Raw genomic sequence first — 12,394 nt, forward strand, 5'->3', positions numbered from 1 at the left:
CATGCAAATCAACGAAAAGAAGTGGTACCCCTGGCTGGTTGTCGGCTTATTGTGGGTAGTGGCTTTGCTGAATTATATGGACCGGCAAATGCTTTCGACCATGAAAGTGGCGATGATGGGAGATATCAAACAGTTGGAATCGGCCGAAAATTTTGGACGGCTGATGGCTGTTTTTCTGTGGATATACGGGCTGATGAGCCCAATGGCCGGCCTGATTGCCGACCGGATCAACCGCAAATGGCTGATTGTAGGCAGTCTCGGGGTATGGTCGGGCGTAACCCTGGCGATGGGTTATGCCACCACCTTTGATCAGTTGTATGTTTTACGGGCCGTGATGGGCGTAAGCGAGGCCCTTTATATTCCGGCAGGTTTGGGCCCTGATTGCCGATTATCATCGCGGAAATACGCGTTCGCTGGCCGTGGGCATCCACATGACCGGTTTGTATTTCGGGCAGGCCCTGGGCGGTTTTGGGGCCACGGTGGCCCACACCTGGACCTGGCAGACCGCTTTTCACAGTTTTGGATTGGTGGGCATTGTTTACAGCGTGGTGCTCCTGTTCTTTTTGCGTGAAAAACGAACCGTTCGTGAAAGTCCTAAAAAAGAAGTGAATCTTCAGTCAGGCTTCGGTTCCGTGAAACACAGTCTGAGTCTGCTGCTCGGAACAGTCAGTTTTTGGGTAATCCTGTTTTATTTTGCTGCTCCCAGTTTTCCGGGCTGGGCGACTAAAAACTGGCTTCCAACCTTGTTCTCCGAAAGTTTGGGAATTGATATGTCAATGGCAGGGCCGCTCAGCACCTTCACCATTGCATTTTCGTCATTTATCGGAGTGATTGGCGGTGGAATTCTGGCCGACCGCTGGATTGTACACAACCTGCGCGGGCGGATTTACACCGGTGTAATTGGTTTAACCCTCATGATTCCGGCGCTGGTGCTTTTGGGTTTCGGGCACAGTTTTTCATTTATCGTTGGTGGCGGCGTGTTGTTCGGGATTGGTTATGGCATGTTCGACGCTAACAATATGCCTATTTTGTGCCAGTTTGTATCGCCGCGCCATCGGGCTGCCGGCTATGGACTGATGAACATGACCGGTGTTTTTGCAGGCGCCTTCATTACCAGCTGGCTGGGTAAATCAACCGATGCCGGCAATCTGGGCCATGATTTGGCATTTCTGGCGATCCCGGTTGCGTTGGCTATTATTTTACAACTGATTACCTTAAAACCAAAATTTGCAGACAAAATTGAGGATTAAATTGCCTGTTTTGCAGGATTGTTTTTGTGATTTCTATATAAACCGGTGCAAGGTTTCCCAAAAGAGTGCAGGCTGCTCGGCATGAAGCCAGTGCCCTGCACCGGGAATGCTTACAATTTGTGCTTCCGGGTATATTTTTTTGATGACGATTTCATCTTCCGCTTCCAGGTAGTTCGATTTTTCGCCCCGGATAAATAAAACCGGGTAGGCAACGATTGGGATCCGGTCTTCCAGCCAGCGGTAATTTACCCCGCTAATGATTTCGTCCAGCGAATTGTACAGAACATCCACGTTAAAACGACACTCAAATAAGTTGGTTTCTTTGTTCAGATAAATGCTTTTTAAAAGAAACCGGACCAACTCCTGGTTTCCCAACCGGAGCTCCAGAAAACCGGCAATTTCTTCTCTTGACGCGTAATCTTCGCGGTGGTAGCAAAATTCACGGAGCGTTTGCAAAATAAGTTCGTGTTGGTAATACTGGCTGGTTTCCTGATATTTTGTGTAATCTTTTGGCGCGATATCAACAACAATTAATTTTTCTACCTTTTCGGGATATTCGGCTGCAAAGTACATGGCTGTTTTTCCGCCCATGCTATGTCCGATCAGCGTGGCTTTTTCGAGTTGCTGACCTTCAAAAAAACCGGCCAGATCATCTTTCATGCTTTCGTACGAGTGTTGGTCCGAATTGGGAGAACGGCCGTGGTTTCGTTGATCGACCAGATAAACATGGTAACGTGCGCTTAATTTTTTTCCAACAGTCAGCCAGTTATCCGATGAACCGTACAGCCCGTGCACGATAACGATATTATTTGTTCCCTGACCCTCTTCCCTGAAAAATAATTCCATAAACGATTTACGGTTTGATGCATTCCAGGTATTCCTGAATGGTGTTGCGAAGTCCGAGGTATAAGGCATCTGCAATTAACGCATGTCCGATTGAAACTTCTGCAACATCAGGAATCATGTCGGTGAAGTATTTTAAGTTCTTCAGGTTTAAATCGTGTCCGGCATTGATACCCAAGCCAAGTTCTTTCGCCAGTTTGGCTGCTTTAAGAAAAGGAGCAATGGCTTTTTCCGGGTCAGCTTTGTAATTACTGGCATAAGGTTCGGTGTATAATTCAATGCGGTTAGTTCCCACTTTTTTTGCTCCTTCAATCATTTTCAGGTCAGGATCAACAAAAATAGACGTGCGGATTTTATGTTCCTGCAGGCGTTTGATCACTTCGGTCAGGAAAGCTTCGTGTTTAATCGTATCCCAACCATGGTCGGATGTTAATTGCCCCGGTGCGTCGGGAACCAGGGTTACCTGGTCGGCTTTCACATCAATGACCAATTTTAAAAAATCTTCATCGGGATACCCTTCAATATTTAATTCGGTGGTAATGTGTGGTTTAATATCGTAAACATCTTGCCGGCGAATATGTCGTTCGTCGGGGCGGGGATGAACGGTAATGCCTTCTGCCCCAAATTTTTGACAGTTAATTGCGGCATCAACGACGTTTGGGATTGATCCTCCGCGGGAATTTCTTAATGTCGCTATTTTGTTTATATTTACACTAAGTCTGGTCATAATCATATGAAATAGGGCTGCAAGTTACGATTTACTATTGAAAGAAGCAGAATTCAAACTTGAAAAGTTTTGCTGGCAAAAGATCTCATATCAGATGTAATTCCTTCGTTGAGGCTAACCGACAACGGGCAAAAAGCCTTGAACTGGATGGAAATTTTCCGGATTTCTCACTTACCGGTTGTTGATAATCATGAATACCTGGGTTTGATTTCGGACAAATCGATTTATGATCTGAATCTGAATGAACGGCCCATGGGAGAGTGTCTCGAGTTTGTGCTTCACCCTTACGTTCGCGTTAACCAACATATTTACGAAGTTGTTTCGGTTGTTTCTGAATTGAAAATATCGGTCGTTCCCGTGTTGAGCCTGGAACAACAATATACCGGGGTGATTACGGTTTTTGATATGGCTCAGCAGTTTGCCGATTTGGTTGCCGTGAGAGAACCCGGTGGCGTGATCGTGCTCGAATTAAATCCGATCGATTATTCGTTGGCCGAAATTGCCCGGATTGTCGAGGGAAATGATGCCAAAATCCTGAGCCTGTATGTATCGCGGGGTGACGATTCGAAAGAAATTACCGTTACCCTTAAAATTAACCTGATCGACCTTTCTCCGGTGATTCAGACCTTTGTGCGGTACGATTACCAGATAAAATCTGTTTTCATGGACGACTCCGTGTTAAAGCATATGTACGACGACCGGTTTGAATTATTGATGAAGTACCTGAACATTTAGATTATAAAACGAATATGAGTATCGCGATTTTTGGTCTGAGTATCGACCCATCGTTTTCGCCTGATTTAGCCAGGCTTTTTTTATTGCTGAAGGAAAGGCAAATCAAAGTTTATTTGTACAAACCATTTTTTGAGTTTGTTAAAGAACAGTGCAGTATCCAACCTGATATCGCGGGCCTTTTTATTTCGGGGCACGAATTGCCCGCGACTGTGCGCTATCTTTTTAGTATTGGTGGCGACGGAACCTTTTTGAAATCAATTCTCACCCTGAAAAATAAATCCATCCCGGTGATTGGAATCAATTTGGGACGAATGGGATTTTTATCGGCTATTTCGCGTGAAGATATGGGTGAAGCCATTGACCATGTTCTGAACGATAACTTTGAAATCGAAGAGCGTTTGGTGTTACAGGTTGACGGAGAACCTGATTTATTTGGCGATTTTAATTATGCCCTGAATGAAATTACGGTCACTAAAATGGATAGCTCTTCGATGATTAATATCCATACCTATTTAAATGGGGAGTACCTGACGACTTATTGGGCCGACGGATTAATCATTGCCACGCCTACCGGCTCCACCGCCTATTCGTTAAGCGTGGGCGGGCCTATTCTTACCCCCGATTCAAAAAGCATCATCATTACGCCAATAGCGCCCCATAACCTGACCATGCGCCCCATTGTTGTACCCGATTACAATAAATTGACTCTGAGGGTAGAAGGGAGGGGGCAGCAGTTTCTGGCTTCACTTGATTCTCGCTCCGAAGCCGTGAACTTCCCCGGCGAGATAAAAATCCGAAAGGCCGACTTTCAGGTGAAAACACTGAAACTTGCAGGACATGGATTTTTCAGTACGCTTCGTAATAAATTGATGTGGGGTACCGACAAAAGAAATTAATCTTCATGCTTAACAATTTTTAACCTCTATTTCGGTTTTATAGTAGGCAGTGGGCATGATGTTTTGAGAATTATATTACTTTTGTAGCTCTTGAAAGGTGTTATGTTTAAAATGTAGATTTTAATGCCGGAACAAAATGCGAAGCTGTCTTTTTTATTATAATCTTTCATGTAAATAAAAAAGTCAATGAAGAGATTGTTTTTACTTGCAGTCGGTTTATTCGTGTTTGAAGTATTATCAGCACAAAAGACAGCAGACATCGGTATTTGGGGTGGCATTGGAAGTTACACCGGAGACATGACGGAAATTGAACACCAAAGTTCTTTGGGGCCTGCAGGAGCAGTATTTGTCCGGTATAATTTTAATCCGCGTGAAAGCGTACGCGCTACGATTATGCTGGGAAATATAAATGCGACAGGAGCATTTGAATCTCATCCGTGGGAATTCAGTAAGACAGTAACCGATCTTTCACTGATGTATGAGTTTAATTTTTTTCGTTACATCATGGGGAGCAAAAAGCACTGGATTACTACCTACCTGATGGGAGGTCTTGGGGTAAGCGTTTACCCTTACGAATATGATCCGGTTGCGTTGACCGGAGTGGTTGCCTATTTGAATGCATCGGCTCCGGCGCTGCCACCTGAATATGCAGATGCTTATAAAGAAACGGTTACAGGTGTCAATATTCCGCTGGGCTTTGGTTTTAAGTTCAACATTGGTGAACGTATGGCTGTTGGAATGGAGGCACAACTGAGAAAATATTTGGATGACAGAATGGATAACCTTGACGATCCGAGAAAATTCTATACTGAAGGTCCAACTAATTCAGGTGCAGCAGGTTACTGGACTACCTACACCGATGCTATCCATAACAACGACTGGACATTTCATTTAGGGATACACGTCACCTATCTGTTTTACAGGGGAGGCAAAAAGTGCCCTGCGTACGATGAAATAAATTAGTTTGGATGACATTAAAAAAACAAATCAGTACAGGTAAATTACCTCAACATGTGGCGATAATCATGGATGGTAACGGCCGGTGGGCTGCCCTTCATGGCAACGAACGAACTTTTGGACATGAACACGGCGTTGAATCTGTTCGTTCGGTTGTTGAAGGGGCAGGCGAAATTGGGCTGAAATACCTGACCTTGTATGCTTTTTCTACCGAAAATTGGGGAAGACCCCGCGACGAAGTTGATGCACTGATGAGCTTATTGGTACAGGCGATCAATAACGAAACCGCAAAACTGAAAGAAAGTAATGTCTCGTTGCAGGTAATCGGCGATTTCTACAGCTTGCCGGATGAAGTACAGGAGAAACTCAATTGGTCAATTACCGAATTAGCCGGTTGTACGGGGTTGTCACTCATACTCGCCCTGAGTTACAGCTCAAAATGGGAGATTACCCAAGCCGTTAAACGCATCGCGTTGGATGTAAAAAACGGTAAACTCGACATTGAAGACATACAAAAAGAATTAATCGATACATACCTTACAACCAATGGAATTCCAGACCCGGAATTACTTATCCGTACCAGCGGGGAAAACCGGATAAGTAATTTTTTATTATGGCAGATAGCCTACACCGAATTTTATTTTACCCCAACTTTATGGCCCGATTTCAGAAAAGAGGATCTTTTTGAAGCCATTCGTGAATTCCAGAACCGCGAGCGGAGGTTTGGAAAAACCAGTCAACAAATAGAGAGCTAACCAATTTACAGAAATGCGAAAACTGAAAATTTTCTTAGTATTATTTTTATTGAGCTTAGGGACTTATGCTCAACAAGAAGGGACAAATTTTTCAATTTATTATTCCAGCCCCAGAAAATATATCATTGCAGGAATTGATGTTATGGGAATCCGTTATCTTGACACCGATGTATTGATCCAAATCTCCGGTCTGGCTGTTGGCGACGAAATTTTGATCCCCGGCGAAGAAATCTCAAACGCCATAAAAAAACTTTGGGGACACCAGATGTTTTCGGATGTGAAAATAGAGGCAAGCAAAGCGGAAGAAAATTTTATTTGGCTGAATATTTACCTTCAGGAAAGGCCGCGCCTCTCTGATGTAAATTTCTTTGGTGTTTCGAAATCGGAAAAAGATGATATTACCAAGCGTGTCCTTTTATTAAAAGGAAGCCAGGTAACCGATAACCAGCTAAACAATGCCGAACGGATCATTAAAAGTATTTTTCTGGAGAAGGGCTTCCTGAATACCGATGTGAAAATCGTTCAGCGCGATGATACCGCCCAGGTAAACAGTGTTATTCTCGATATCCGGGTTGATAAAAAGGAAAAAGTAAAAGTGGATGAGATCGTATTTCATGGCACGGAGAACCTGAAAGAAGTGACCCTTAACCGGGCTATGAAAAAAACCAATGCCCGGAAACTCAGGAATTTCTTCAAAACCAAGAAATTTTTGGAAGAAAAATTCACGGAAGATAAACGGAATGTTGTTGCCAAGTATAACGAGAAAGGTTATCGCGATGCGACCATTGTAACCGATACCATAACCCCGGTTGGTGAAAATCGTGTTCGTTTGGATATTTGGGTCGACGAAGGAAATAAATATTACTTCGGAGATGTAAAGTGGATGGGAAACACCATCTACCCTGCGGAATACCTGGATGCCAAGCTGGGAATCAAGAAAGGTGATGTGTTTGATCAGAAACTGCTTGATAAACGTTTGACCAGTGACGATGATGCCGTAGGGAACCTTTATCTGGATAACGGGTACCTGTTCTTTAACCTTGATCCGGTTGAAGCAAATATCAAAGGAGATTCGATCGACTTTGAGATGCGGATTTATGAAGGAACCCAGGCTACCATTAACCGGGTTATTATTGAAGGAAATACAAAAACACATGAACACGTTGCCCGCCGCGAATTGAGAACGTATCCGGGAGACCTGTTTAGTAAATCAGATATCATTCGTTCGGTGAGGGAATTGTCTCAGTTAGGGCATTTCGATCCCGAAGCGATCAACCCGGTGCCAATTCCACAGCCGGAAGACGGAACGGTGGATATCAAATACGAATTGCAGGAAAAAGCGAACGACCAGATTGAGTTATCCGGAGGTTGGGGTGCCAGAATGTTTGTTGGTACCGTTGGTTTAAGATTTTCCAACTTCTCCGTGCGGAATATATTCAACAAAGAAGCCTGGCGTCCATTGCCCACCGGCGACGGCCAAACGCTGAGTATCCGGGCCCAGACAAGCGGTAAGTTTTATCAATCATACAGTGTTTCATTTGTTGAGCCCTGGATGGGGGGCAAAAAGCCGAACTCGTTCTCTGTATCGTTTTCGCGTTCTAAAATCAATTACACAGCAAATAATTATTATAACAGGGCTTACAGTCCTTACGGAAGCGGTTATGGCGGTTACGGCAGTTATGGCTATGGATACGGATCTTACTACGGGGGCAGTTATTATGATCCGTATAGCGCCTATTCGAGCTATAAGGGCGAAAGCGAAGATGATCAAGTTCAAATCACCTCGTCATTGGCCTTGGGTTACGGGTACCGCTTAAAGTGGCCCGATGACTATTTCACCCTTTATCACGAAGCGTCCATTCAGCATTACGATCTTCAGAATATGGCTAATTACTATTATTTTTTGAATGACGATAGTGGCGACGGAAGCGGTAGCTTTTTCAACCTCAGTTTTAAAACGAGTTTCGGCCGTAACTCGGTTGATAACCCCCTGTATTCGCGGCGCGGTTCGGATATTTCACTCGGATTACAGTTTACTCCGCCCTATTCCTTATTTAACGGAGTAGATTACAGCGACCCCACCTTGTCGAGTGAAGACCGGTATAAATGGATTGAATATCACAAGTGGAAACTGAAAGGCGCTTGGTTTACGCCGATCTCGGGTAATAATAACCTGGTGTTGCATACCAAGTTTGAATATGGATTTTTGGGATATTATGACAAAAATCGTCGGTCGCCTTTTGAACGTTTCCGGGTAGGAGGATCCGGGATGTCGGGGTATAATTTCTATGGCGCGGATATCGTCTCATTGCGCGGTTACCAGGACTACAGCTTAAGCCCGACCACCGGTTCAAACCTGTATGATAAACTGACGATGGAGTTGCGTTATCCGGTTACCCTGAAACCATCGGCCACGATTTACCTGCTGGCCTTCCTTGAAGGAGGTAATGCCTGGATGAATTTTGAAGATTACAATCCGTTTGACCTGAAACGATCTGCCGGACTTGGTGTACGAATCTTTCTGCCCATGTTTGGTTTAATGGGGATCGATTGGGGATATGGATTCGATCCGGTTAACGGCGATAAATCGGTTGGCGGAAGCCAATTCCACTTCGTTATGGGTCAGCAGTTCTAATAGTTACGAATTTGGCTTAGTATTTGATAGAACGAACCAGTACAAACTTAAAAATAGTGTAGTCATGAAAAGAATCATATTAGTTGTGGCTTTTTTGATTGTTGCAGGAGCAACAATGGCTCAGAAATATGCATTTGTCGATACCGACTATATTCTTGAAAATATACCGGCGTATACAGCTGCTCAGGAACAATTGGACCAAATCTCAAAACAATATCAGAAAGAGTTGGAAACCATGTATAATGAGATCGAGAAAATGTATAAAGATTTTCAGGCAGAGTCGGTTCTTTTGTCGGATGATATGAAGCGCCGGCGCGAAGACGTCATCATTACCAAAGAGAAAGATTACAAAGCTCTGCAACGGAAATATTTTGGTCCGGAAGGCGACTTGTTCAAAAAACGGCAGAGCTTGGTTCAACCGATCCAGGACGATATCTTTAATGCGATTCAGGGCATAGCCAACGAGGGGAGTTATGCGGTTATTTTTGATAAAGCAGGAAGCCTTTCGATGGTTTACACCAACCCCAAATTTGACCTGAGCGATCAGGTTCTTCAAAAACTTGGTTATAAAAATTAATATCCTATATTTGTGTTCAAAAATTAAAATTCAAGGAATAACATGAAAAGTATTTTCAAAATTTGTCTGATCGCGATCGTGCTGTTTTCAGCAGGACTGGTACAAGCGCAAACGCTTAAGTTTGCCCATATCGATTCGCAGGCGTTGATTTCGGCCATGCCCGAAACTGCAGCTGCTCAAAAAACATTGGAAGAACAAGCCAAAGGACTGGAAGATCAATTGGCAACCATGCAGAAAGAATTCCAGACGAAATTGGGAGAATACACACAAAGCGTTGAATCATTAACTGATCTTGTCCGTCAGGCGAAAGAAGAAGACCTGCAAAACCTGCAGCAACGTATTCAAAGCTTTAACTCAACGGCCTCACAAAAGTTACAGCAAAAACAAGGCGAGTTGATGGAGCCCATTTTCGACAAGGCAAACAACACCATCGAAGCCGTTGCCAAAGAACAAGGCGTAATTTACGTATTCGATAGCAATGCGGTTTTATACAAATCCAACGCAAGTATCGACCTGTTGCCGCTTGTTAAAGCTAAATTGGGCATAAAATAAGATAAAGCGAACTATTTATTATAACGAAAAGCCATCTGTATTTCAGGTGGCTTTTTTAATTTTGCTGAAAAGCTTTTGTATGACAATGAATTTTCAACCGATTGGCGTTTTTGATTCCGGCTACGGGGGTTTGACTGTACTGAAAGAGTTTCTTCACGATTTGCCGCAATACGATTTTGTTTATCTGGGTGATAATGCCCGGACACCTTACGGAACGCGTTCATTCGACGTGGTTTATGCCTATACGCTCGAAGCGGTGACCAGGCTGTTTGATCTGGGCTGCCACCTGGTTATTTTGGCCTGCAATACAGCATCGGCAAAGGCCCTGCGTTCAATCCAGCAACGCGATTTACCTCAGCTTGATCCGGATAAACGCGTGCTGGGTGTTATCAGGCCAAGCGTTGAAATAGCCGCTGAGCTGACCGGAAACGGGCATGTCGGGGTATTGGCCACTTCGGGGACGGTCGCATCCGGATCTTACCCGATTGAATTGGAAAAATGGTCAAACGGCCGGGTAAAAAGAACAAGTCAGCAAGCCTGCCCGATGTGGGTGCCGATTGTTGAAAATGACGAAATCGGAACGCCGGGAGCCGACTACTTTATTGAAAAGAACATCGGTCAATTGTTTGAACAAGATCCGGATATTGATAGTTTGATCCTCGGATGTACGCATTATCCGCTGCTAATCGACCAGATTAAACGGTTTTTGCCACGGCCGGATATCCGGGTCATTGAACAGGGAAAAATTGTTTCAGCCAGTTTGATCAACTACCTGGAAAGGCATCCCGAAATAGATGCAAACTGTTCGAAAGGCGGCAGGGTAAGTTATTACACCACCGAACAGGTTGAGCTGTTTGAGGCCCGCGCCGGATTATTCATGGGACAGGCCGTCAATGCTCAAAAAATTCAGCTTTGATAGCTGCAAGCTGCAATGAACAACATTAACTACCAAAGCTTTTCCGGGTAAATTCCCTGTTCCGACAATTTTTTTACCTGTTCGGTGACAAAAGCTTTATCCTGGGGATATGTGACTCCAAACCAGGGCGAATCAGCCTGCAGCACCTTGGCCTTTACCGCTCCCGACCTGATCAGGTTAAACACCACGCTGGGGATGTAAAATTCAGATTTGGGTAAGTGTTTGTTTTTATCCAGAAAACTCGTGAACTGATTTTCGAGGTGAGTGAATAAGCTGGGATGAAATCCCCAGAAATTCATCGACACGGGGGTGTTTTCGTCCACTTGTACTTTTCGTTCCTCTTCGTCCGAAAAAAACAGGGCATTGCCTTCGCGTGCAATCTGGTGACGTTCGGTAATTTCAACCAGATTTCCAGCTTCATCTGTTTTGCAGATTCCCCTGGAGACCGTGCCAAAATCAGACAGGGTATTTTTCAGTAAATATCCAACCATGCTGTAGTTCTTTTCTGACACATCATTTTTTAAGAATCCGGCAATAGCCTGGAACGCCTGTGCTCCGTAAAAGTCATCTGCATTGATGGCGGCAAATGGTTCTCTAATGATGTCTTTGGCCATTAAAATGGCATGACCGGTTCCCCAGGGCTTTTCTCTTCCTTCGGGAAGCTGGTAACCATGCGGAAGCTTATCTAATTCCTGGTAAACATATCCGACTTCAATTTTTCCGTTTAGCTTGTTTTCAAAACGCGATTTAAAATCGTCGGCAAAGCTTTTACGGATCACAAATACCACCTTGCCAAAGCCTGCGCGGATGGCATCGAAAACAGAATATTCGAGGATGGTTTCGCCGTTAGGGCCTACCGGTTCAATTTGTTTTAAGCCCCCGTAACGGCTTCCCATGCCAGCCGCCAGAATGAGTAATGTTGGTTTCATTTTAAATAATTCAGTTTAAGGTATATTTATAGGTCCTCCTGATACCATCCGGCGTACATGCTGTAAGCATTTGCAATGCGGTGTAGTTCTCCTTCAAGCAGTTCAGGACTGAGTGTTTTTATTTTTTTTGCCGGGATCCCCGCATATACGCTGCCGCCTTCGAGCCGGGTTCCCTTGGTCACAACCGATCCGGCGGCGATGATGGTATTCCTTTCAACCACGACATCGTCCAGCACCACTGCATTCATCCCAACCATCACATGATCATGAATGGTACATCCGTGAATGATGGCGCCATGAGCGATGATCACATGATTCCCGATATTCGTTGGCGATTTTTGATAAGTAGCATGAATGACTGCCCCGTCCTGAACATTGGTATTGCTCCCGATTTTGATTGAGTGAACATCACCGCGCAGGACAGCGCTGTACCAAACACTGCAATGGTCTCCAATTTCTACATCCCCGATAATTGCAGCGGTTTCTGCCAAAAAACAGTTGTTTCCGATTACCGGTGTTTTTCCTCTGAGTGACTTGATAAGTGCCATTATCTGTATTCATTTTAAATTATTTGCAAAGATAAGAATCCCTTCAAATTATTGGTTGGATCATGAAAAAGGTA

The 12,394-nt window shown here is 44.3% G+C and carries 13 protein-coding genes and 1 pseudogene; 10 read left to right on the forward strand and 4 right to left on the reverse strand.

Annotated elements, in window-relative coordinates; translation table 11 throughout:
- Position 1: 1 nt before the first annotated feature.
- Together AC6H3C_RS11790 and AC6H3C_RS11795 are read left to right on the forward strand one after the other, a co-directional pair.
- Positions 2 to 358, forward strand: a pseudogene (locus tag AC6H3C_RS11790) (MFS transporter); the annotation flags it as partial.
- A gap of 61 nt (positions 359 to 419) precedes the next feature.
- Positions 420 to 1,250, forward strand: a complete 831-nt coding sequence (locus AC6H3C_RS11795) for an MFS transporter (protein WP_497521021.1) — start codon at positions 420 to 422, stop codon at positions 1,248 to 1,250.
- Positions 1,251 to 1,283: 33 nt separating this feature from the next.
- Here AC6H3C_RS11795 and AC6H3C_RS11800 read toward each other — a convergent pair whose 3' ends face one another.
- Both AC6H3C_RS11800 and AC6H3C_RS11805 read right to left on the reverse strand, forming a co-directional pair.
- Positions 1,284 to 2,096 carry an alpha/beta fold hydrolase gene (locus tag AC6H3C_RS11800; protein WP_497521022.1) on the reverse strand — a complete coding sequence of 271 codons (813 nt, stop codon included), beginning with the start codon at positions 2,094 to 2,096 and terminating at the stop codon, positions 1,284 to 1,286.
- 7 nt (positions 2,097 to 2,103) lie between these two features.
- Positions 2,104 to 2,820: a pyridoxine 5'-phosphate synthase gene (locus tag AC6H3C_RS11805; protein WP_497521023.1), complete on the reverse strand. Its 717-nt coding sequence runs from the start codon at positions 2,818 to 2,820 to the stop codon at positions 2,104 to 2,106.
- A gap of 69 nt (positions 2,821 to 2,889) precedes the next feature.
- Here AC6H3C_RS11805 and AC6H3C_RS11810 point away from each other — a divergent pair, with 69 nt between their 5' ends.
- From AC6H3C_RS11810 to murI, 8 genes are all read left to right on the forward strand, one after another.
- Positions 2,890 to 3,555 carry a CBS domain-containing protein gene (locus tag AC6H3C_RS11810; RefSeq protein ID WP_497521024.1) on the forward strand — a complete coding sequence of 222 codons (666 nt, stop codon included), beginning with the start codon at positions 2,890 to 2,892 and terminating at the stop codon, positions 3,553 to 3,555.
- 14 nt (positions 3,556 to 3,569) lie between these two features.
- Entirely contained in the window at positions 3,570 to 4,451 is an 882-nt protein-coding gene (locus AC6H3C_RS11815) for an NAD kinase (protein WP_497521025.1), read from the forward strand.
- Positions 4,452 to 4,637: 186 nt separating this feature from the next.
- Positions 4,638 to 5,414, forward strand: coding sequence for a DUF6089 family protein (locus AC6H3C_RS11820; protein WP_497521026.1), 777 nt, complete (start codon positions 4,638 to 4,640; stop codon positions 5,412 to 5,414).
- Positions 5,415 to 5,419: 5 nt separating this feature from the next.
- Entirely contained in the window at positions 5,420 to 6,163 is a 744-nt protein-coding gene (gene uppS / locus AC6H3C_RS11825; RefSeq protein WP_497521027.1) for an undecaprenyl pyrophosphate synthase, read from the forward strand.
- Positions 6,164 to 6,176: 13 nt separating this feature from the next.
- Complete coding sequence (gene bamA / locus AC6H3C_RS11830) at positions 6,177 to 8,798, forward strand: outer membrane protein assembly factor BamA (RefSeq protein ID WP_497521028.1); 2,622 nt, start codon at positions 6,177 to 6,179, stop codon at positions 8,796 to 8,798.
- Positions 8,799 to 8,862: 64 nt separating this feature from the next.
- On the forward strand, positions 8,863 to 9,375 hold the full coding sequence (locus AC6H3C_RS11835; protein ID WP_497521030.1) for an OmpH/Skp family outer membrane protein: 513 nt from the start codon (positions 8,863 to 8,865) through the stop codon (positions 9,373 to 9,375).
- Positions 9,376 to 9,417: 42 nt separating this feature from the next.
- Positions 9,418 to 9,927, forward strand: coding sequence for an OmpH/Skp family outer membrane protein (locus AC6H3C_RS11840; protein ID WP_497521031.1), 510 nt, complete (start codon positions 9,418 to 9,420; stop codon positions 9,925 to 9,927).
- A 79-nt stretch (positions 9,928 to 10,006) separates the two neighbouring features.
- Positions 10,007 to 10,843, forward strand: a complete 837-nt coding sequence (gene murI / locus AC6H3C_RS11845; protein WP_497521033.1) for a glutamate racemase — start codon at positions 10,007 to 10,009, stop codon at positions 10,841 to 10,843.
- A gap of 29 nt (positions 10,844 to 10,872) precedes the next feature.
- Here the strand turns inward: murI and AC6H3C_RS11850 are convergent, their stop codons facing one another.
- Complete coding sequence (locus AC6H3C_RS11850) at positions 10,873 to 11,772, reverse strand: nucleotidyltransferase family protein (RefSeq protein ID WP_497521034.1); 900 nt, start codon at positions 11,770 to 11,772, stop codon at positions 10,873 to 10,875.
- A 26-nt stretch (positions 11,773 to 11,798) separates the two neighbouring features.
- On the reverse strand, positions 11,799 to 12,320 hold the full coding sequence (locus AC6H3C_RS11855) for a gamma carbonic anhydrase family protein (protein ID WP_497521036.1): 522 nt from the start codon (positions 12,318 to 12,320) through the stop codon (positions 11,799 to 11,801).
- Positions 12,321 to 12,394 lie beyond the last annotated feature (74 nt).

This window comes from Gaoshiqia sp. US2, from assembly GCF_059705485.1.